The organism is Streptomyces sp. NPDC028368, from assembly GCF_055565615.1.
Window position 1 is genome coordinate 117,524 of sequence record NZ_JBVHTY010000015.1, and the last position, 20,135, is coordinate 137,658.

Annotated in this window: 23 protein-coding genes and 2 pseudogenes; 10 read left to right on the top strand and 15 right to left on the bottom strand. The window is 67.5% G+C overall.

Features of this window, described 5'->3' with window-relative positions; translation table 11 throughout:
- The first annotated feature begins 95 nt into the window (after positions 1-95).
- Positions 96-380 carry a hypothetical protein gene (locus ACZ4S3_RS30195; protein WP_467939699.1) on the top strand — a complete coding sequence of 95 codons (285 nt, stop codon included), beginning with the start codon at positions 96-98 and terminating at the stop codon, positions 378-380.
- Positions 381-411: 31 nt separating this feature from the next.
- On the opposite strand, the gene ACZ4S3_RS30200 is transcribed toward ACZ4S3_RS30195, so the two are convergent.
- Both ACZ4S3_RS30200 and ACZ4S3_RS30205 read right to left on the bottom strand, forming a co-directional pair.
- On the bottom strand, positions 412-1,287 hold the full coding sequence (locus ACZ4S3_RS30200; RefSeq protein WP_467939701.1) for a glycosyltransferase family 2 protein: 876 nt from the start codon (positions 1,285-1,287) through the stop codon (positions 412-414).
- Positions 1,288-1,507: 220 nt separating this feature from the next.
- Positions 1,508-1,852 (bottom strand): hypothetical protein, encoded by a 345-nt coding sequence (locus ACZ4S3_RS30205; protein ID WP_467939703.1) that lies wholly within the window; start codon positions 1,850-1,852, stop codon positions 1,508-1,510.
- A 312-nt stretch (positions 1,853-2,164) separates the two neighbouring features.
- On the opposite strand from ACZ4S3_RS30205, the gene ACZ4S3_RS30210 reads away from it, so the two are divergent.
- The gene (locus tag ACZ4S3_RS30210) at positions 2,165-2,698 is read left to right on the top strand and encodes a hypothetical protein (RefSeq protein WP_467939705.1); all 534 of its coding nucleotides are present in this window, start codon (positions 2,165-2,167) and stop codon (positions 2,696-2,698) included.
- A gap of 28 nt (positions 2,699-2,726) precedes the next feature.
- On the opposite strand, the gene ACZ4S3_RS30215 is transcribed toward ACZ4S3_RS30210, so the two are convergent.
- The 3 genes from ACZ4S3_RS30215 to ACZ4S3_RS30225 all read right to left on the bottom strand — a co-directional run bounded on the left by ACZ4S3_RS30215 (position 2,727) and on the right by ACZ4S3_RS30225 (position 5,389).
- Positions 2,727-3,272: a transposase gene (locus ACZ4S3_RS30215; protein WP_467939707.1), complete on the bottom strand. Its 546-nt coding sequence runs from the start codon at positions 3,270-3,272 to the stop codon at positions 2,727-2,729.
- 134 nt (positions 3,273-3,406) lie between these two features.
- Complete coding sequence (locus ACZ4S3_RS30220) at positions 3,407-4,819, bottom strand: MFS transporter (RefSeq protein ID WP_467939709.1); 1,413 nt, start codon at positions 4,817-4,819, stop codon at positions 3,407-3,409.
- Between the two features lie 183 nt (positions 4,820-5,002).
- Positions 5,003-5,389: a hypothetical protein gene (locus ACZ4S3_RS30225; RefSeq protein ID WP_467939711.1), complete on the bottom strand. Its 387-nt coding sequence runs from the start codon at positions 5,387-5,389 to the stop codon at positions 5,003-5,005.
- Positions 5,390-5,813: 424 nt separating this feature from the next.
- Between ACZ4S3_RS30225 and ACZ4S3_RS30230 the strand changes: the two genes are divergently transcribed.
- Both ACZ4S3_RS30230 and ACZ4S3_RS30235 read left to right on the top strand, forming a co-directional pair.
- Positions 5,814-6,113, top strand: a complete 300-nt coding sequence (locus ACZ4S3_RS30230) for a DUF6247 family protein (RefSeq protein ID WP_467939713.1) — start codon at positions 5,814-5,816, stop codon at positions 6,111-6,113.
- On the top strand, positions 6,110-6,370 hold the full coding sequence (locus ACZ4S3_RS30235) for a hypothetical protein (RefSeq protein ID WP_467939715.1): 261 nt from the start codon (positions 6,110-6,112) through the stop codon (positions 6,368-6,370). The genes ACZ4S3_RS30230 and ACZ4S3_RS30235 overlap by 4 nt, the downstream gene beginning before the upstream one ends.
- A 254-nt stretch (positions 6,371-6,624) precedes the next feature.
- On the opposite strand, the gene ACZ4S3_RS30240 is transcribed toward ACZ4S3_RS30235, so the two are convergent.
- A complete protein-coding gene (locus ACZ4S3_RS30240; protein WP_467939717.1) occupies positions 6,625-7,059 on the bottom strand; it encodes a DNA-binding protein in 435 nt (144 codons plus the stop codon).
- Positions 7,060-7,707: 648 nt separating this feature from the next.
- Positions 7,708-8,586: a YwqG family protein gene (locus tag ACZ4S3_RS30245; protein WP_467939719.1), complete on the bottom strand. Its 879-nt coding sequence runs from the start codon at positions 8,584-8,586 to the stop codon at positions 7,708-7,710.
- Between the two features lie 413 nt (positions 8,587-8,999).
- On the opposite strand from ACZ4S3_RS30245, the gene ACZ4S3_RS30250 reads away from it, so the two are divergent.
- Together ACZ4S3_RS30250 and ACZ4S3_RS30255 are read left to right on the top strand one after the other, a co-directional pair.
- Complete coding sequence (locus ACZ4S3_RS30250) at positions 9,000-9,842, top strand: patatin-like phospholipase family protein (RefSeq protein WP_467939721.1); 843 nt, start codon at positions 9,000-9,002, stop codon at positions 9,840-9,842.
- Between the two features lie 90 nt (positions 9,843-9,932).
- Positions 9,933-10,055: a hypothetical protein gene (locus ACZ4S3_RS30255; protein ID WP_467939723.1), complete on the top strand. Its 123-nt coding sequence runs from the start codon at positions 9,933-9,935 to the stop codon at positions 10,053-10,055.
- Positions 10,056-10,163: 108 nt separating this feature from the next.
- Here ACZ4S3_RS30255 and ACZ4S3_RS30260 read toward each other — a convergent pair whose 3' ends face one another.
- The 3 genes from ACZ4S3_RS30260 to ACZ4S3_RS30270 form a co-directional block, all read right to left on the bottom strand.
- Complete coding sequence (locus tag ACZ4S3_RS30260) at positions 10,164-12,224, bottom strand: flavin monoamine oxidase family protein (RefSeq protein WP_467939725.1); 2,061 nt, start codon at positions 12,222-12,224, stop codon at positions 10,164-10,166.
- 738 nt (positions 12,225-12,962) lie between these two features.
- The gene (locus ACZ4S3_RS30265; protein ID WP_467939727.1) at positions 12,963-13,322 is read right to left on the bottom strand and encodes a nuclear transport factor 2-like protein; all 360 of its coding nucleotides are present in this window, start codon (positions 13,320-13,322) and stop codon (positions 12,963-12,965) included.
- 24 nt (positions 13,323-13,346) lie between these two features.
- A complete protein-coding gene (locus tag ACZ4S3_RS30270; protein ID WP_467939729.1) occupies positions 13,347-14,132 on the bottom strand; it encodes an SDR family oxidoreductase in 786 nt (261 codons plus the stop codon).
- 163 nt (positions 14,133-14,295) lie between these two features.
- Between ACZ4S3_RS30270 and ACZ4S3_RS30275 the strand changes: the two genes are divergently transcribed.
- A complete protein-coding gene (locus ACZ4S3_RS30275) occupies positions 14,296-14,763 on the top strand; it encodes a winged helix-turn-helix transcriptional regulator (RefSeq protein WP_467939730.1) in 468 nt (155 codons plus the stop codon).
- Positions 14,764-14,870: 107 nt separating this feature from the next.
- On the top strand, positions 14,871-15,068 hold the full coding sequence (locus tag ACZ4S3_RS30280; protein ID WP_467939732.1) for a hypothetical protein: 198 nt from the start codon (positions 14,871-14,873) through the stop codon (positions 15,066-15,068).
- Positions 15,069-15,524: 456 nt separating this feature from the next.
- On the opposite strand, the gene ACZ4S3_RS30285 is transcribed toward ACZ4S3_RS30280, so the two are convergent.
- The 3 genes from ACZ4S3_RS30285 to ACZ4S3_RS30295 form a co-directional block, all read right to left on the bottom strand.
- Positions 15,525-15,656, bottom strand: coding sequence for a hypothetical protein (locus ACZ4S3_RS30285; protein ID WP_467939734.1), 132 nt, complete (start codon positions 15,654-15,656; stop codon positions 15,525-15,527).
- A 153-nt stretch (positions 15,657-15,809) separates the two neighbouring features.
- Positions 15,810-16,022 (bottom strand): hypothetical protein, encoded by a 213-nt coding sequence (locus ACZ4S3_RS30290; protein ID WP_467939736.1) that lies wholly within the window; start codon positions 16,020-16,022, stop codon positions 15,810-15,812.
- 178 nt (positions 16,023-16,200) lie between these two features.
- A complete protein-coding gene (locus ACZ4S3_RS30295) occupies positions 16,201-16,956 on the bottom strand; it encodes a dienelactone hydrolase family protein (protein ID WP_467939738.1) in 756 nt (251 codons plus the stop codon).
- Between the two features lie 598 nt (positions 16,957-17,554).
- On the opposite strand from ACZ4S3_RS30295, the gene ACZ4S3_RS30300 reads away from it, so the two are divergent.
- The gene (locus tag ACZ4S3_RS30300) at positions 17,555-18,010 is read left to right on the top strand and encodes a nuclear transport factor 2 family protein (RefSeq protein ID WP_467939740.1); all 456 of its coding nucleotides are present in this window, start codon (positions 17,555-17,557) and stop codon (positions 18,008-18,010) included.
- 539 nt (positions 18,011-18,549) lie between these two features.
- Positions 18,550-18,762 (top strand): annotated as a pseudogene (locus ACZ4S3_RS30305) (GNAT family N-acetyltransferase); the annotation flags it as partial.
- A gap of 77 nt (positions 18,763-18,839) precedes the next feature.
- Here the strand turns inward: ACZ4S3_RS30305 and ACZ4S3_RS30310 are convergent.
- A pseudogene (locus ACZ4S3_RS30310) lies at positions 18,840-19,421 on the bottom strand (IS5 family transposase); the annotation flags it as partial.
- A 4-nt stretch (positions 19,422-19,425) separates the two neighbouring features.
- Positions 19,426-20,061 carry an acyl-CoA-like ligand-binding transcription factor gene (locus ACZ4S3_RS30315; protein WP_467939742.1) on the bottom strand — a complete coding sequence of 212 codons (636 nt, stop codon included), beginning with the start codon at positions 20,059-20,061 and terminating at the stop codon, positions 19,426-19,428.
- Positions 20,062-20,135 lie beyond the last annotated feature (74 nt).

Here is a 20,135-nt window from a genome sequence, read left to right on the forward strand (position 1 = left end):
TCAGGTGATTGCCGGGCTCCTCACGAGCAAGGCAGCTGTCGCAGGGGTACGGCGTCTCAGCAAAGGACGACCCGGAACCCGTCAGGAGATCGGCTATGTACGCAGCAGTCCGGCGGTACGAAGGGGTGAACGACCCGGTCGAGGCGGGACGCCGTGTGAACGAGGGCTTCGTGCCGCTCATGCGCCAGGTCTCCGGCTTCGTGGCCTACTACTGGGTCGATGCCGGGGACGGAGTGATGGTCTCGACCAGTGTCTTCCAGGACCAGGCCGGTGCCGAGGAATCGGTCTCAAGGGCAGCGGACTTCGTACGGGACAACCTCGCGTCACTGCTCCCCAACCCTCCCCAGGTCCTGGCCGGGGAGGTTGTGGCTTCCGCGTAACAGCGTTCCAACTAGCCAAATACGATCGCCCCTAAATGACCGGCGGGCGCCCCAGGCGGCTCATCCGCCACACCGTGCTCCACCGCAGGGGACGGCGGGGTGGACACGGCGTGCGCAGTCCTTCGGCGAAGCCGCCGAACCAGGCCCGCAGTCCGGCCAGTTGCCGGGTACGGGCGAGGGTCATCACGGTCCATACGCTCAGGTAGAGGGGGACCAGGAGGGCAGGCAGATGCCGTTTGGCGAGCCAGACGCGGTTGCGGGCCACCATGCGGTGGTACACGGCGTGCCGGGTCGGCGAGGTCCACGGGTGCTGCAGCACCAGCTCCGGCTCGTAGAGCACCTTCCAGCCCGCGTCCAGGGCACGCCACGCGAGGTCGGTCTCCTCGTGGGCGTAGAAGAACGGCTCGGGCCAGTCACCGGTCTCGTCCAGCATGCGCATGGACAGGCCGTGACCGCCGCCGAGGAACGTCGTCACCAGACCGCGGCGCCCCGGATCACCGGCTCGTAGGCGAGGGACATGGCGGCGTTGGGTGCGGCCGCGTTCGTCGGCGATACGGAAGCTGACAATGCCCAGCCGCCCATCGGCCTCATACAGGTCCACGAGCCGGGTGAAGACATCCGGGCTGATCAGCAGCCCGTCGTCATCCAGGTCCACCGCCACATCGACGTCCCCGAACTCCCTGAGCCGGGCCAGGGCGGCGTTGCGGCCGCCGGCAATTCCGAGGTTCTCGGCCAGCTCCACTCCGGTCACCCCTTCGGGCGGGGACGGCAGCGGCGAGCCGTTGCCGACGACGACCACCCGTGCCGCGGGCGTGTCCTGCTTGGCGACCGAGTCGAGCAGGTCGGCCAGCTCAGCGGGTCGGTTGCCCATGGTCAGGATGGCGACGCCAACACGCAAGTGACGCACGGATGAACTCTCCGTTCCTCGGGGCTGTACCCGCGATGCTAGCGGCCACATGACAGACCACCGAGCCGATGCCGGGACATGGCGGTGCGCCGCAGACGCAGGGCTGCGGCGCACCAGGGGGGTGGGAGTGGCCAGATCTCACCAACCGGTCAGCAGGCCAGTGGCCGTGGCCTCAGTGGCCTGGGCTCCAGGCCTCGTGACGGGAGAGTGGGCACGCCGGCTACTCTCCGGTCCCCTTCAGGTCGTGCCTCATCGCGGTGCGGAGTTCCGCGAACAGGTCTTCCCAGTGGTCCCGGAGCTCGATGTAGCTCTGCTCCGTGTGCGTGCCACCGTTCTCAACCAGGTCGCGTAGACCACTCAGCGCGCGGAAGGCCGCAGTCGACGCGTCAACGACGGCCGTGGGCGCCACGAGAGCGACCTGGTAACGCAACTCGTAGGCACTCCCTTCGCGAAACACCTCCAGGGCCTTGCGGGCTCGCTCTTCGAGGGGTGTTGCCTGGGATCGGGCGGCGAGCCGCAGAGGGTTCCTCGTATGGGCAAGCGCGGAAAGGTAGTCGGCGTACACCTGGCGTCTGACTGCTTGGTCACTGTCCTGACGGCTGCGCTTCGCCCAGGACCAGCCGGCGGCCTGGCCACGACGGGTACGGCGGTGCCTGTATCGGGGCTGAATCTCGGCAGGGACGGCTGACGTAGGGGTCAGCCGCGAAGGCTGTCCACGGCTGCCCGCAGCGGGAGCCGGGTGCCGAAGACGCGCCACCGATCGGGTGGCAATCCCGGCTCCTGGGACCGGGCTCGGGCTCGGGCTCGGGCTCGGGCTCGGGCTCGGGCTCGGGCAACTATTCGGCTGACCTGTTACCCCATCATTCGGGAGATCAGCATGGCCAGCTCGATCACCGGCGCCGCCAAGGGCGGCGTCGAAGGCGCGATCAAGGGCTTCCTCGGGCAGACCGACGGGAAGCCCGCGTTCAACGGGACCGTCTTCCTCAAGAACGTCGGCACCGGCAAGTACCTGAACGCGGTGCCGGGGGAGTCGCACGGATACGGCTCAGGGGGATCGCCGGATTGGATTCCCACCACCAACGACGAGAACCGCCTCAAGTGCGCCCAGTGGGCTGTCGGCGCGGACGGGGCGAGCTTCTCCCTCAAGAACCAGGCATCCGGCACGGGCCTCCTGATCGCCTACCCCGGCACAGAATCCCAGCTCAAGTTCTCCGGCTCGGCACCGTCCGACAAGTCCCACCTGTTCGTCGCCAAGCGCGACAGCGGCTCGGACACTTACGTGCTCGTGCACTCCTCGGGCAGATTTCTCATGGACCAGCAAGGCGACAACGAACTGATCAGTCTCGCTCTGACCTGGATGGACAAGAGCCACAAGGCGAGCCAGTACGTCTGGCAGGCGATCAAGGTCTGACCGCGAAACCCCAGGGCTATCCGGCAGGTCATGGACGGATCCAGCGGCGGATCGCGGCGAGGGTCACGGTGCCGTGAAAGACATACGCTCCTTTGCCATATCTCGTGGCTACGGCCCGGTATCCCTTGAGCGCGTTGATCGTTCGCTCGGCCTCGCTCCTGCGGGTATACGGGAGCCGGTCGAAACCGGCGGGCCGACCACCGTGACTGCCATGGCGCCGGTGGTCGGCCCGCTGGTCCCTGCGTTCGGGAATGGTGTGCCGGATCTGCCGTCGCCGTAGGTAACCGCTGTTCCGACGGGAGCTGTACGCCTTGTCCCCACACCCGTGAGCCTGGACAGCCCGAAGGATCCGAACCCGCGTGCCGTCCGCCGACCAGCGTCGGTGGCGGTCATGCACTGTCTTCCCGTTCCCGAACCGCGTGGGCAGGTCTCTCCAGGGGATGCCAGTCCGCTGTGGGAAGAGAATGCCGTCGATGATCAAGCGGTAATTCTTCCAACGCCCGCCTCGGCCCACGTTCTTCGGTAGGTGCGGCTCCAGCCGAACCCACTCCACGGCCGTCCGACGGTGCGGCACGCCCCATGGGGCGGCTGACCGTACGCCTCCCCCGACCTACGCGCAGCGCCTGTCGCCTTCACGGACATCCACTACTGGGACGTGATTTCCCGAAAAGGAACACCGCTTGCCTACCTGCCCTGGCCCGCCGCCGTTCAGCCGGCGACGCTGCGGGGTACTTTCTGTGGGATGCAGAAGAGCGCGAGGATGGCGGCCATCAGGTACGCGGCCGCGCCGATGGCCATGCTGGTCTGCAGCCCGGTGGTGAAACTGGCTGTGGCGGCCAGCAGTGAGCCTCCCAATGCGACGCCTGTGGCGCTGCCGACCTGGCGGGTGGTGTTGAACAGGGCGGAGGCGGTGCCGGCGTACTTGTCCGGGGCGGCTGCCATCACGGTGGCGGTTGATCCGGTGAGAGCAAAGGAGGTGCCGAAGCCCGCCGCCATCATCGGCGCCACGAGCAGGAGGTAGTCCGGGTCGTGTCCGACAGCGGCCCAGCCGGCCAGACCTGCCGCGCCCAGGAGCATGCCCGTGACCACAAGCGGGCGGTGTCCGGTGCGGCGTGCCAGCCGTCCGGACAGAACGGAGGCGAACATCGTCATGGCCACCGCCGGGAAGAGAGCGAGCCCGGTGCGCAGCGCGGTCAGGCCGCGCTGGTGCTGGAAGTACAGGCTGGCGGTGAAGATCATGCCGTAGAAGGCGAAGTTGAACAGCAGGCCGATGGCCGCTCCCCCGCTCATCGGGCGGGAGCGCAGTAGCCGCAAGGGCAGTACGGGGGTGCGGGCCAGGCGTTCGCGCAGGACGAACGCGGCGGCTGCCAGCAGGCACAGGCCGGCCCCGGTGAGGATCAGTGGGTCCGCCCAGCCCCGTCGTCCGGCCTCGTTGAGGACGGCGGTGAGCAGGGCCACCGTCGCGATCAACGCGCACTGGGCCGGCCAGTCCACGGGGCGGTCGCTGCGCCGGACCGAAGCGGGCACGTGACGCAACGTCAGCAACAGACAGGCGCATCCGACGGGCAGGTTGATGAAGAACACCCAGCGCCAGCCCACGGTGGTGACCAGGAGGCCGCCCAGGAGGGGGCCGGCAGAGGCGGCGATGCCTGCCATGGAGCCCCACAGGCCGAAGGCCCGGGAGCGCTCGGCGCGCGAGGGATACGCCTGTTGGAGGAGGGCGAGGGAACCCGGCACGATCAGTGCCGCGCCGAGTCCTTCCCACAGCCGGGCGGCAACCAGGGTCCCGGTGCTCCAGGCCAGTCCGCAGCCGGCCGAGGCGACGGTGAACACCACCACCCCGGTGCAGAAGATCCGGCGGTTACCCAGCCGGTCCCCCAGCGCGCCGCCGGTGAGCAGCAGGCCGGCGAAGACCATGGTGTAGCCATCCGTGATCCACTGGATCCCGGTGAGCGAGGCCGACAGTTCGCGTCCCACCACCGGCACGGCGACGTTGATAACCGTCACGTCCAGGATGACCATGAAGTAGCCCGCGCAGACCGCGAGAAGTGGGGACAGGGGTCGGCCCGAAGCCGCAGGCCTCTTCGGGCGATCGGCCTGGGGACTACCGGCGCGCACCATGGCCACACGGTATTCCGGGGACGAACGCCTCCCGTGACTTGAGCAGTCCAGCGGCGTGCCACGCTCTCACGCTGAGCCGCGTCGTCAATGGTGCGATTCGGACCCGAATTTCTGAGCGCCGTACTTGGTGGTGACGGCTCTTCCGTGATGACTACGCATGTCCGAGTATGCCGTGCGAGGCGGTCAGTCGGTGAGGGTGACGCAGGGCAGGCCCACGCTGGAGCCCCCGCTGAAGCCTTCCGCACAGAGCCGGGTGCCCGCTGGGAAGTGCCGTTGGGGATATGCCTGGTCCCGGTAGGTCCTGAACTTGGCGACGTCCTCGACCTTGGTGTTGGCGCTCCAGCCGTTGGTGGTCCACACACGTGCGTGGATGCGGTTTGGCTGGTTGGTGTTGGTGACCGATACCTCGACCCTGCCCAGGTAGGTGCCCGTGTCGTAGGTCTCGATGCAGACGGAGTGGTTGCACCACTTGCCGTCAGCCGCTGCGGGCGGTCCTGCGGCGATGACGCAGCCGAGCGCGGCGGCCACTGTTCCGATTCCGGCAGCGATCTTCTTGGTGATGTAGTGCACGGCAAGCGACCTCAGGCATTCTTCCCGGCCTCGCGTTGAGGCACTGGATCCTGTCGTTTCGTCTCTCAGGGCCAGACAGATCGCGTCGTCCGATACGTGAGGCTCCAAGGGAATCAACGCCAGGCAAGATCCCGAGTTACGCCGGTCCGCCTCCTCATCCCGTGGACGGGGCATGGCGCGGCGCGCGGCCGGTACTCCTCATCAAGGCGAAGCCGTCACGGAAGCGCGGCCAGAAGCCCGTAGTTGGCTGGTCGGTACATTACCGATCGGCGCTTTTCCGATCGGCGCTTTTCCGGTCGGCGCTTTTCCGGTCGGCACACACGTTTCGAACGCTGGCAGCCCTTGCGCCCCAGCTCTCGCCAAGACGCCCCCACCATGGCCTTCGGCGGCGTACCGTGACATCAACGACGCCCCGGAGGAGCCCATGAGCGCCCAGCCTGAGTACGCGCCCGCCCCGCCGCCCGCCCCGGCCGCCGCAGCCCAGCTGCTCGCGCGAATCCGAAGCGATCGCCGTGCCGAGCAATGGGCGCCGGCATTCGAGCGCGACTGGGCCACGGCGCTGGAGGACTCCCGTCACAGTTACAGCCTCACCCCGCTCCACGACGTGGTGCGCGCTTGGCAGGCCCGCCTCGCCGCCGTCCCAGCCGTCGACGCATTCCTCGCCTCTGGCATGGACGACTCAGACGGCATCGCCCTGGAAGATGCGCTCGGAGCCCGACCGTGAGCGACGCGGCCTGGCCGGCCCGGCTCGGCCCCATGGCGCTGGCCGCCCTCCCTGATCTGCCCGAGCACGCCCGCGAAATGCTCCGCGACGTCCTGGACATCGCCTCGCATGACCCATGGAGCTTCCCGGCCTTCGACATCCGCGACCCTGAGGGCGAGGACGTCCGGTCGGCCTCGGTCGGGCAGCTCACCACTGTCTACTGGATCAACCGGCCCGCCGGCCGACTGTACGTCGTCGACCTCGTCTGGCTCGGCTGACCGACCGAACAGCGCCCCGTCCCCGGCATTGCAGCGACACCGTTGGCGCCTCCGGCCCACCGAGTTCTACGCAGCGGGCCGGACGGCTGCCAGGTGAGATGTGCGAGTGCGTTCGTGGGGCGTCGGTCCACCAGGCGTTGAGGCGGTGGAAGTGCATCGCGGTGGCCGTGAGCCGGCGCTGCAGCCCGGCCTTGGCCTGCCAGGCCAAGCCGTGACACACCGAACCAAAGACCAGACGAATCCGAAGAAACAGCCTAGTCGCGGTCCACGCGCCCACTGAGCCGTCCATAGCGCTGGCGGGCCGCTTGAGTGCTGCCGAGGCCGAGCCCGAAGGCGATCTCCTGCCAGGTGAGTCCGCGTCCTCGGGCCACGGTCAGCAAGGACTCCTCCAGTATGTCCACGTCGGCGCGCATCCTGGGGACGAGGGTGAGGGCGGCGATGATGTCGGCCTTGTCGATCGCGGGCTCGTCCGGTTCGAGTACGGCGGAACCAGCCGCCAGGAGTGTGGTCAGCTTGACCGCCTCATAGGGCCCCAACGCCGTCCTGTGCGCATGACGCTGCCGCTGCGTCTCGGTGGTGCCATGCCGTTCGTTGATCCGCGTGAGACCGGCGAACTCGCGCTGGACGCGTGCGGCGCCGGGTTCTGATGGGCTGAAGACGTCGGGGGATGTATCAGGTGTCTCTTCCATGATCCCGAGGCTACAGAGCCAACTCCCCCAGAGCAACGATTCATTGACAACATCTTGTTCACTTCGGTGGTCGCGCACTACAGCCGGACGTGAACGGTTCCGCGCAGTGAACCCGCTGCGCCAGACATACCCAGGAGCGCAGAACCTTCAGGCATCCGGGCGCTACCAGGGAAACCCCCGTACCGGAACGTCTCCCCCTCGCTCGGGACAAGTCCACAAGTCCACAAGTCCCGTGAAGTGTGGCTGGCCTACGAGGCAGGCAGCGCCCTCTGCGGCACCCGAAGCCGACCGCAGCGCAGCCGCAGCCGCAGCCGCCGCCCTGGGATCCCTCATCCTGACGAGCCAAATCCGTGCACCATGCGGCGTTGCTCTCATACGCGAGCTGTTGCCCGATGCAACGCCCAGGTGCAGAGGACGTACCCGGGCTGCGCGAGCTCTCGCGGACCAGTTCAAGTGGCACTGTGCGAGAGGTGCGCTCGGGATACCGGAAGAGAGATAGCTCGGCTGACCTCGGGGTGCTGCGGTCCGAACCCAGTAGCGCTGTCACCACCTTGGTCTAAAAATGACGGACATCCTCGGCGTCGCACTTCGCCCGGCTGCCTGGCGAGCGGCTTCTGATGCACCGGTCGGCCACAGGTGGGAGCCCCGTCAGCCGCACTGCCAGGTGAACATCGCGCGGTCGAAGCGGCGTTGGGCCAGGTCTTCGGGACGTATGAGCCAGTAGAGGGCACCGCAATCGCCCCACATCATGTCGGCGTCATCATCCGTGTCGAACTGAGCGAGCAGCACCCAGCGGAGGGCCTCTTCCTTGATGCGAGGGTCACCCCATGGCGGGCTGCCCAGGGCGCCGCGGGCGACCTCGGACTCCACGTCGTCCTGCACCGGGCTCGCGTGGCCGCCGATGCGGTGCTCCGTGCCCTCGAAGTGGTCCCACAGGGCCTCCTGGAAATCCTCTTCCCACACCGGGTGGTCGTCGGGCAGCGACGCGAACTCCCTGTGGACCACTGGGTGCCAGGGGTACGGCGGCGTCGTCTCCGCGCGCGCCGTCAGGGGTACCTCGGAGTACGGCCGAATCCCCTCCGGCGCCGTCCGCTCGGCGACGGGGACACCTGTCGGTACGTACAGCACACGCGCACCCGCCCAACTGTCTGGCTCATCGGGCGCGACCACGGCACAGCCGTCGTCCAGCTGCCCGTCGAAGTAGAAGAAGGCCAGCGTGCCGTCTGCCGGCAGGGCGATGTCGAGGACGGCCGAGGGGAGCACGGCACAGTCGAGGGAAGCGACGAAGGAGAGCGGGCCATGCCCCTCCCATACAGGCCACTCCTCGTTCTCCGGCAGCTTTGGCAGACCGCCGAGCCGGCCGACGACTGGACCCGTACCCGTACCCGTTCCCGGTTCCATTCCCGTAACCGCGCCCTTCTCCAAGCGCAGGCTCGGCCGCAGCAGGCCAATCCACCGCTCGGCGATCTCGTCGGGAAGGTGCTCGCGGACGAGCGTGTGCAGTGCGTCGGCAGTGCTCTGTGTCATGGGAACGATGATGCACGGTGCCACTGACAACGGGCCGTCCGCGTGGTGAGTCCGCAGGTCAGAAGCCCAGTTGCCCCGGCCCACTCCCTCGCATGGTCCGGACACGGACCCATCGCGACCTACATCGCCATTTCACCGCACATCCTGAGCACGACAACGCGGTTCGTCCGGCTGGAGAGCGCCACAAGCCTCGTCAATCGCGTCGGCGGCATCGCCGCGCGACGGGCTTCTCCTCGCCTGACCCGTCAGGGGAATTGGGGCAGTCTCTGGGATGGATGGCTAGCCTGATCGCGCCGGATCCGCGGCCGGGCGGGTGTCCATCTTTCGGCGAACTCCGTCATCGGGAATTTCCCTACCCACCTGGGACTTCGCAGTGACGGTGAAGCGGAATCCACTAGCCCTGGGGGTAGGAAATGAAGAACGAACGCGCGCTGGTCATCGGCGGCGGCGGAGTGGCCGGGATCGCCTGGGCGACGGGCGTGCTGGCCGGGCTTGCCGACGCCGGGGTCGATGTCACGGACGTGGACGTCCTGTTCGGCACCTCGGCCGGGTCGGCGGTGGCCGCACAGATCACCAGCGGCGTCGAGCTGTCGGAACTGTTCCAGGCTCAGGTGGACCCCGCGCTCCAGCGGGAGGAGCTGACGCCACGGGAAGGCGCGCTCGCCGAGGTCTTCGAGTTCGCTGAGAAGGTGGACGCCGAGGTCACCGACCCGGTGGAACGCCTGCGTCGGATGGGCGAGATGGCGCTGGCCGCCGAGACCGTGGCCGAGGTCGAGCGGCTGACCGTCATCGAGACCCGGCTGCCGTCCCACAGTTGGCCGGAGCGCAATCTGTCCGTAGTCGCCGTGAACGCCGCCACCGGTGAGACCCAGGTCTTCGACCGTACCTCCGGCGTCGGCTTGGTGGACGCCGTAACCGCGAGTTGCGCCATCCCTGGTGTCTGGCCTGCGGTGACGGTCGGTGACGCCCGCTACATCGACGGCGGCATCCGTTCCCTCACCAACCTCGATCTCGCGGCAGGCTACGCCCGCACCCTCGTCATAGCTCCGATGCCCGACCCGGTGCTCGACGCCGACGCGGCCTCGATCGCCGAGCGCGGCGGCCTCATTGAGGTGATCACCCCCGACGAGACCGCTCTTGCCGCCTTCGGCATCGACCCGCTGTCCCCCGCCAGCAGGACCCCTGCGGGCCACGCTGGTTTCGCCCAGGGCCGGGCGGCAGCAGAAGCGGTCGCCGCGCTGTGGAACAAGGCGTAGCACACGGCGCGACGGAGAGGCATTCGGAGAGGCATTCGGAGACGCATTCGATGATCACGGAGTTCTCTGTGCTCTGTGACTATCTCAGGCATGCTCGTCGTCCAATCGGCGTCGGAGTACGGCAGGCCGGCCCTCCAGCGCGTCCCCGGCCCGGAGGACCTCAAAATCATCCTCTACCGCGCCGTGGGCGAAGAGGGCCGAGGCGACATATAACGCAAGCGCGGAAGCGGCCCACCGTCACGCGGGGGCGCTGAGCGGACGGGGCCCCGGCCCGGTGTCCCGACGAGCGGGGCGCCGGACCGGCAAGTCCCATCGGCCCGGTCAGCCCGTGTGGACCTTCAATGCCGTCCGGACGGCGGATTCGAAGGCGCCCTCGATCCAGGCGGGCTTGATGGACGTGTGGTCCCCCGCGAAATGCAGCGGCCCTTCGGATGTGGGGATGTCGGGGAACAGCTCCGTGTGCTGGCCGGGGAAGAGCACAGAAGCCTCGCCATAGGCGTAGTGGTCGCGCATCCACGACTGGGTCTTGCACTTGTTGGTGAAGAAGACCTCGCACCGGCGGCCGAAGACGGCCTGCACCCCGGCGAGCGCGCGCAGGTACCGCTCATCGTCGGCAAAGGCGTCCCACTTGAGGGCGTCGTCGGACCAGCTGTAGGAGGCGAGCATGATGCCTCCGTCGCTGCCCTTCAGAGGATGCGCGTGCTCGAAGTACATGAAGCGGTTGGCGTTGTCGCTCACGCTGCCGCCGCCACGGACATGAGCGGCATCCGGTTCACCACTCACGACGGGCCGGAAGACGGCGAAGCACTTCTTGAGTTCGTCGGGGATCGTCACCCCCAGGCGCTTCACGGACTTGTGCGCGCCGAGGTACTTGCCGTGCTTGACCCCGCCCGCCTTGTACTTTTCGTAGAGGTTGTCCTCGATGGAGTTCAGCGCCTTCTTCCACTGCGCCTCGGTGAACTCCCACCAGCGCTGCGAGAACTCCAGCAGCACCTTGGTCGCGGCGTCGTAGTGGAGTTCCGTGATGGCCCGACGCTTGCCGTAGGTGAGCGGAGGATCGAAGGTCACGTGACGCAGTCCGGAGAAGGGAACGGTGATGATCGCCTCGTCGCCCTCGAAGACCTCCGTGACACCCCCCTTTCCGGTCTGGCAGTCCTCGGAAACGGTGTGCACCCTGACCTTGCCGCCGTGGTGTTCGATGCGTACGGCGCGCCTGTCGAGCCTCACCTTCCCCTTCACCGGCGCGTACAGCGCGTCGGCGAGCAGCGCGGTGCCGCCCTTGAGCTCCCAGAACTTGGTCTTGGGGTCGATCAACGCGCTGGACAGGAAGCTGTGCGTGAAGGAGAGGTGCAGCCGTGAGGTCAGGTTTTGGATGGTGCCGATGAGGTTGATGGTCCTCGTGTCGAGTCCGGCGACTTCGGTGAGATACCGGTACATGGACCAGTGGCCGTACCTCTTGAGGACCTCGGCCCATCCGTTGACGAGGGCGGTCCCCTCCTTGCCCCGGATGAGCCGGTGTGCGGGTTCGAGGGCGTGCGCGAGGATGGCAGAGGCGGTCTTCGTGCGGTAGGTGCCCGTGACACCGAAGGTGTCGTTGATCTTTTCGGGGTTCTTCTCGTAGTCGGCCTTGCGCATGTGGATGCCATTGACGTGGATCCAGGTGCGGTTGGCCTTCTTCGTCGGGTTGTCGACCTCCACATCCACCAGGTAGAACTCCTGGAGCGCGAGGTCGAGCTTCTTGATCAGTGCCATGAGGAGCGGGTGGCTTTCGGGCAGCCGCATGGCCCCGGCTTCGGCGTACTGCTTGGGGTCGGCGAAGGGCTGCTCCCCGTTCTCGTGGCCGCCCTTGCGGAACGTCTTGATACGACCGCCAACGCGGTTGCCGTTGGCCTCGATCACGACGACATCGTGGCCCGCCCGCTTGAGGAGGTTGGCGGCGAGCAGGCCGGCCGGTCCGGCTCCGACGATCAGGACCCGCTTCGTTGCCTTCGCCCGGCTGGCGGGCAAGCCGTTCTCGATGGCCTTCACGTAGGCCGGGACGAGGGGTTTGTCATGCTCGTCGTAGACGACGATGGCGCGGGCGACCGTGGTGTACGCCTTGGGATCGACGCCGGGCGGCACCGCGGTCGGCGCCGTCGAGGGTGCGGTAGCAGGGCTCAACGCGGTCGCGGGCGCGACGGAGGCGGCGGTGAGCCCGGCAGCGAGTGCCGAGGCGCCGGTCGCCGTGACCACGGAGCGCCGTGAGGGCTGGGCGCCGTGCGACCGAGGCAAGGGGTGCGAGGCGTGTAAAGCGTCCGACGCGAGTTGCTCGTCGCTCGATGCGTCCGTGCTCTTCGTGCTCGGAATGCCCATGTCTGGAGTGTTCATATCTTGTGTACTCATCGGGCATCACACTTGGCATACGAGCGACACAGAGCCAGTGCATTCACACGGACGAGGACGGTAAACCACTCGAACCGCTACATGACGCGGCTCCCCTATCAACGTCCGCACGAGAACCCGGCGTTCACTCCCTCGTCTCTTCCCGAAGCACCTTGACCAGCACAATCCACCTCGCCTGCCGTGGGCCGGTCACGTCACCCGTGGCGAGATTCCTTTGAAGACGGGCCCAGTTCCGGTCCTCCGGTGCTGCGGGCCTACGACCGGACGGTGGGCCTCGAGCTGGCGGAACTGTTCCGCCGACGGCTGCACCACCAAGTCGCCCTCGGGCGGGAACGCGCCGGCGAGCCCCGGCCTTTGCGGCTGTTCTGGAACGACAGTGCGGGGGTGCGCCCGTCACGCTTCCCCACTTGGCTGCGCGAGTCGGGCGCCCATGATGGAGCACAGTTGAGCCAGGACGGTCTCGAGCTGCTGCAGCAGCTCGGGCGAGTAGCGGAACAAGACGTCATCCTGGCGTGCGTTGACGGGCCGAAGATCCCCTCGGCGAGTTCCTTGACCCGCGGACTGCTGTGGAGGGTGACGATTCGCCGGTCGGCGTGTTCCCGGGTACGGGTGACACGCGACGCGGGCTCAGAACTGCTAACAGAATGGTTCAGCGTTGTGCCACCAGTCGTGCCTACTGAACTGAGTGCCGAGTACCGAGTGCTGTGGTGCCGGGCGGGGCATGTGTGAGGGCGCGGGTCAGGGTTCGATGAGAAGGCCCTCGATGAGGCCATGGCTGAGGGTGAACCGGTAGTGCAGGTCCACGACCCCACCCGGGAAGTTGCCTTCCAAGTGGTGTGTGGTGATGTAGTGCTGCGTGTCGACTTCTTGTGCGCCGGTGAGTTCGACGGTGTAGGTGTACTCAGTGACGGAACGGGTCAGCCAGGTCTCGATCGCTGAGGCTCCCTGATGGGTCCTGCCTTCGTCGGTCACGGTGGCGTCTGGGTGGAAGGCGCTGATTGCGATGGCGGTGTCATGGGTGCGGTGGGCGTTCAGGTAGCGGGTGATCACATCGGGCAGCGTGTCCGGGACGATGTCTTGGGGCTGGTTGTCGTGCATGGCGGTTCCTGACGCTGGAGGAGTTCATACGGTCGGAGTGGTGCCGCCGTCGATGACGTGCTCGGCGCCTACGACGGCCGATGCACGGTCGGAGGCGAGGAAGGCGACCAGTTCAGCCACTTCTTCCGGTCGGTTGGGACGGCCCAGGGGGATGCCGCCCAGGGATGCCATCAGTTGCTTGAGCGCCGCTTCGTGGGTGGTGCCGGCATTCTCGGCGATCCGGGCGACGAGGTTGTCGGCGGCGGTGGTCTGAACGAAACCAGGGGAGACGGTGTTGACGCGGACGCCGTGTGGGGCGACCTCGTTGGCCAGGCCCTTGCTGTAGGTGGTCAGCGCGGCCTTGGCTGCGGCGTACGCGAGGGTGCCGTTCCACAGCGGCATGCGGCGCTGGATCGAGGAGACGTGGATGATGACACCCTTGCCGGCTTTGATCATTCCAGGCAACAGGCCGCGGTCCAGGCGGACGGCGGCGAGGAGGTTGATGTTGAGCTCCGTGGCCCAGTCATCCTCGGTGAGGGCCGCGAATCCGCCCGAGGGTGCGTCGGAGCCGCCCAGGTTGTTGACCAGGATGTCGAGCCCGCCCAGGCGGCGGGTGGTTTCGTCGATCACGGTGGCAGCCCCCTCGGGGGTGGCGAGATCGGCGGTGATGATGTCCGAGGGCGCGATGCCGTCGGGTCGGCTGCGCGCGGTCACGAGGACGGTGGCGCCTGCGTGGGCGAGGCGCTGGGCGATGGCTGCGCCGACCCCTTTGGTGCCACCGGTGACCAGGGCGCGGCGGGCCTTGAGGGATTCGCTGATGGGGGTGGTCATGACGAGTTCCGTTCCCGGGTGCAGGCGGGGGGAGCACTACCTCCCACAGTTACTGCTAAAATAGAATCCACTAACTTCGACTTTAGCAGTAACTCTCTGGGGGTGGTCAACCTTGGCAAGCCGAATCAGGGCGGAAGATCTCGAATGCCCGCTGTCTACGACCGTGCAGCACGTCGGCGAGTGGTGGACGCTGCTGATCCTCCACGATGCCTTCGACGGCTACAGCCGCTTCGACCAGTTCCAGGAGAACCTCGGCATCTCCACCAGCATGCTCACCGCACGCCTGAAAACCCTCGTCGCCGACGGTCTGCTGGAGCGCCGCCCTTACCAGACCAACCCCGTCCGCCACGAGTACGTCCTGACCGGCCTGGGCCGCTCCCTACGCCCGGTGATCGTCACACTTGCGGCATGGGGAAACTCCCGCCTCACCTCCGAGCAGCGCAGCATGATTCTGATCGACACCAGCAGCGGCGAAGAAGTCGACCCCGTGGTCGTCGACGCCAAGACCGGCCGCCGCCTCGACGACAGCCACGCCTACGTGTTCGCCGCCGGCCCCGCTGCCAGTCACGCCATGCGGGCCCGCTACACCCGCACCACGGCGACCACAACTGATACTGCAAGCAGCGCCTGACGCCCATCTCGCCAACAGGCGTTGAACCGTACTCTTGGAGCGGGTGGGTGGATCCGTTGCCCGGGTGTGAGGAAGCCGGATACTCAACCATGGCTCGTTGACGGCAAATGGTCTACGGGTTCTGGCACGGCCACATCCGCGGGCTGCTCGCCGAAGAACGCCCCGACCTGGACGCCGAGTTGCTGGCTCATATCCTGCTCGGCGCACTACAGAACGGGCTGATCGTGCATCTGCTGGGACGGGGAGAGGGCCGACGGCTTGCGATGTCGCTGCGGCAGCTGGTCACCGGCGTGCTGGAGGAGTGACGGTCCGCCGGCTGCCGGGCCGGGCGCATCACCCGCATCTGCAGAGCCGGCGCAAGACCTGTCGTGGTGTCGGCTGCACCGAAAGCCGAGCCCGGTTCTGCGCCGGTTGCCTTGACCCGACAAGTGAGCGCTCTCGACAAAGAGAACAGCCAAGGAACTTCTGACTCAGGTCATGACTTCGACAGCACGCGGCCCCGGCGACATGGCAACACACCACAGACTTAAGACCGCGATTTCCGGCGCATCACACTAGACCCAGGCCATTAGGCCGTGTTTGAGATGTGCCGGGTGCAGTTCGGGGCGCTCGCTCCCCACACCGAGCGTAATGGCGGTAGCCGGCCGCCGCTCAACGCCCGGATGAGGTGGGAGAGTTCGGTACGTAGAACATTGAGGCCAGTTCCGCCTGCCCCCGCGGACATCTCGGATTCCAGGCTGTGCAGGATGCGGCCTGCCTTGTCACCCCGAGTCGCTCAGCCAGCTCGCTGCTGGTGGCTCCTTGGCCGCGGAGAATCTGGAATGCCATGCCATGCCGAGCAGGTAGGTCAGTTCGGCGCGGGTGAACTGGCCATCGTCGTACACAGGGCCCATGGCGACACAAGCGAGTCAACCTGCTTGACCCATTTCCGGGGCCTCGGCGGGCGAGACCACACTCGGCCAGACCACCTTCACCGAACGCGGAAACTCGCAGTCCTGCCGGAACAGCGGCCTCGGGGACTCATACTCCATCGCGCCGGCCAGCAGTCAATTCGTCCTGGATTCGCCCAACTCCTTGAGTTCCAGCGACGTAACCGGCTTCCACTCCAGATACTCCGCGGCCTCCCGCAGTTGATCGGTGCGGGTCGACTTACGCTCGCCGTAGCCCGCCAGATCGCCGATCGCGAACCCGAGCCGGCGTGCCGAGCAGTGGGGGTGCGCCGGGCTCGGCCCCCCGTGTGCGCCATCGCCACCATTCACCCCGGAAGCCGCTTCCGCGCCTCCAATCGTCCCCAGCCGCTTCCGCGCCCTCCCATCGCTAGCAAACGCGACGCCGCACCCACATGCTTCATGCGGGCCTTGGCCGGCCCCCACAACCCCGGCTCGGCACCACGGCCGCAAGCCTGTGCGGCTCATGGTGGGACGGCCAAGGAGCTTGTCAGAGGCTGCGTCCGAAGAGTTCCAGCAGGTCGCGCCAATGACGCTCGTCCGCCTCGGCGTTGTACGCGGCGGTGTCGACCTGGGTGTATCCGTGGTGAGCGCCCTCGTACAGCTCGCTGCGGTAGCGCACGCCCGCGGCGTCCAGGGCCTGCTCCAGACCCTGGATCTGGTCGGCCGGCATCGACCGGTCCTGGTCGGCATGGCCGAAGTACAGCTCCGCCGTGATGCGGTCGGCGAGGCGGTGCGGGCTGTCCTCGGCGTCGGTGGCCAGGCGGCCGGCGTGGAAAGCGGCTGCGGCCGCGATCCGGTCGGGGTAGGCCGCGGCGGTGCGGATCCCGAGGACGCCGCCCATGCAATAGCCGGTGGTGCCGGCCGGGCCATCGGCGACCAGGGGCGACGCGACCAGCCAGTCGAGGTAGACGCCGGCGTCCCGCATCGCCAGGTCGGGGGTGAGGGCCTGCAGGAGCGGGGAGAGCTGTTCGAAGATCTCCGGCCGCTGGGCAGGGTCGATGAAGTCGGGCAGGTCCACCACCGGAGCGCGCCCGGAGCGGTAGAAGACGTTGGGCACCAGCACCGTGTATCCGTGGCCGGCCAGACGCCTGGCCATCTCTTTCAACGAGGGGCGCAGTCCGAAGGCGTCCATGTACAGCAGGACTCCAGGGTGCGGATTGCCGTCGTCGGGGTGGGCGAGATACGCGTCGGCGATGCCGTCCGGGGTGGGGATGTCCAGGGATACGCCGTGGACGCTTGTCATGTCTGCACCTTTCATCGGGTTTCCCAGGCGACGCGAGAGGAACAGGCCGCCCGTCCGCCTGCTTCAGCTGCTTCAGCTGCTTCAGCTGCTTCGACTGGCGGGTTCCCACACAGTAACTACCTATGTAGACGGGTGCTTCCGTTTAGGAGGAGGGTGGTGAGTGCGTGAGCTGGGCACGGTGGAACAGCAGACTCACGCCTTCACGCCTTCACGCCTTCACGCCTTCGGCAATTGGACGGCTTGGGCGTCGGACACACGGGGAAGCGCATATTCCCAAGATGCCGGACCCTCTTCCCCGTCACCGTGTTCCACCCGAACACCCCCAGACGAGCGGCATGCTCCCGCTCCAAATCCTCCAGCTTCCGCACCGCCGCGTACGCTCCCCGGGCCACCGGCGAGCACTACACGGCCTGACGCGTCCCTGCTTCAATTCACGATCTTCTACCTTCCTCCTCGTGCCGTGGTCATTCCCGCAGCTAAAGCGGATCTTGGTGCTCCGTGCGTTTACCTGGGAGGTAATCGCACGGACCTGTCGGTGCTGGTCAGAATGGTGATCCCGCGTCAGTCAGACGCGGGTACCGGAGCGGAGGGATCAGCCTTGTCGTCAGACACACCCACGACCACCCGCGCTGTGGTGGAGGAGCTGCTGCGCCGAATCGGCGAGGGCGACCCCGAGCGCATCGCTGATCTGTATGCCGAGCAAGGCGACTGGAAACTGGACTGGCCAGAGGCCGAGCACGGTCGTAACGCCACCCCGTGGATCCGCCATCGCTCCACCCGCGCCGACGCCGCCGCCCACTATCGCGAGCTTGCCGAGCACCACGTTCCCGGCCGCGCGGCTACCGAGATCGAGCGCATCCTCATCGACGGCAACGACGCTGTCGTGCTTGGCGAGATCCGCCAGACCGCCCGCTCCACCGGACGCGCCTATCGCGCTCGGTTCGCTCTGCACCTCACGGTCGAACAGGGCCTTGTGGCCCGGCACCACGTCTACGAGGACAGCCTTGCCGTCGCCCAGGCATTCGACGTGGAAGGGCCGACCGGGGATCACTGAAGCACTCGCGAAACTGCTGGTCAATGCCGCTCATCGAGGGCAGCCGAGCTTCCTACGGTGGCGCACCCGGGCCCCCGGAACCGGGATGGTTGCGTGACACCGCGTCGCCGCGGATAGAAGCGCTTATTACGGGACGTGTACGCCTTACCGGCACGCACCCACCCGGTCCGGACGCTTGCGGGGACGGCCAAGTCTCGGATTCCGGTACGTCGCGCGACGGAGTACCGGTCCGAGTCCCCCACCGGATGCCATTTATCGGCCGCGGGTCGCCCTCCCCCGCCATGCCGCCCGGATCGGCCAGGTCCGTCCGCCGTACTGCACGTGGCCGCCAGCTCCGTACCCGCCAACCGCCGTGATCAGTGAACAGACGCGCGTCCGCCGCCGGCGCGCACCGCCGCGCCGTCAGCGAACACCTCGCACTCGCCGAACCGCTTGTTGATTGATTTGATCTACGCGGCCAGCTGGTGCAGTCATCAGCTCGAGCGGTACATCGGCAGACACCACCACCCACCGGCACCTCTTGACGGCTCAAAACCAGCGCCCCACACCTGCAGGGCAGCGGTATCGGTTCGGCTGTGCTGCAGGGGCTGCTGGAGCGGTGCGACCGCGATGGCACCCTGGTCCGGCTGAACGTGCTGCAGGGCAGTCCGGCCCGGCGGCTGTACGAGCGGCACGGATTCACACTCGAGGCTGAGGATCCGGTGGACCTCTTCATGGTGCGCGAGCCTGCCTTGGCCGTGCGCGACAAATGATCATCTGGCGGATCCGCGGAGCCAGAGGATCAGGCATGCCTCGACGAGTCCGGCGTGGTAGCGGACGGCGAGCTTCACGGCCGGCCCGTGGTGGTGCACGGGACGCGGATGCCGTCGAGGACTTGGCCGAACAAGGTGGCGTCGTTGACGTTGCCTGGCGTGAGCACGATGGACATTGGCAGGCCCCGGCCATCAACGGCGAGGCGGACCTTGGTGGTCAGTCCGCCTCGGGTTCGACCGAGGGCCTGATGCTCCTTCGAGCGGCCCGGATCTGCCAGTTCGGCCTCGCGTCTGAGGCCCCCTTTTGCGGGCATCGGCCGCACGCTGGTGGGCGCGTTTGATCGTGGAGGCGACGACCGAGACGGTCTATTCCACCCGGCCCACCGCCTCGTCGCGGACCTGGACGTGCGCCAGCAGTCTGGCCCAAGTCCCGTCCGTCTGCCTCCCAGCGGGCGAGCCGCTCATGGACGGTCTGCCACGGTCCGTACCGTTCGAGGAGATCACGCCACGTGGCTCCCGCCCGAAGCCGCCAGAGCACCCCCGTTGAATACCTGTCGACGATCTAGCCACGGACGGCGACGCCTACGCCCGTCCGCTCACGGAAGCAGGGGCCCTATTCGCTCCCATGCCGCGTCCGTCAACTCACCTTGGCCCGCCACAAGATCAACTATCAGGCAGTGCCTGGGCCCGCCGTTCGACGGCGTCCAGCGCCGGGGCAATTACGGCAAAGGCCCGGTCGATCAGTTCGGCGGGGTCCTCGGCACCGTCGCTGCCGCTCCACCGTTGCAGCACGGTGTCGAAGGCGCTCAGCGTCATCCCGGCAGCCAGCTGCGGGTACAGCTCGGTGTCGGGGCCGAGCCCCAGGCGGTGCGCCAACTCCGTCGCCAGGTCGTCGCGCCACTGTGCCTGGCGCTCCAGGAAGCGTGCATGCAGCGCGGGGGTGCGCAGAATCAGCTGAACCACTCGCAGCGCCCTGTCGGCGTGGTCGGCGCAGGCGGCAATGGGAACCCAGACGGCGTGCCGCAGCGCCACAGAGGGGCGCTCCTCGATGGGGCGGGCCGCCAACTCTGCGCGAATGCCAGTGCCCATGTCGGCCAGGAACTGAACAACCACGTCCTCCTTGGACGCGAAGTACCGGAAGAACGTTCGCTTGGACACGCCGGCGGTGGTCGCGATCTCGTCGATGGTGACCGCGTCGAACCCCTTCAGCGCCAGCAGCTGCAGCGCTGCTTCGGTCAGCTCGTCCGAGACGAGTTGACGTTTGCGCTGGGCCAGGCTGATTTCAGGGCGGGAGCTCACAGAACGATGGTAGCGCCATGCCTCGTATGACACTCAGGCGCTCTCTTGACACCAAGTGACATTGAAGCCAATGT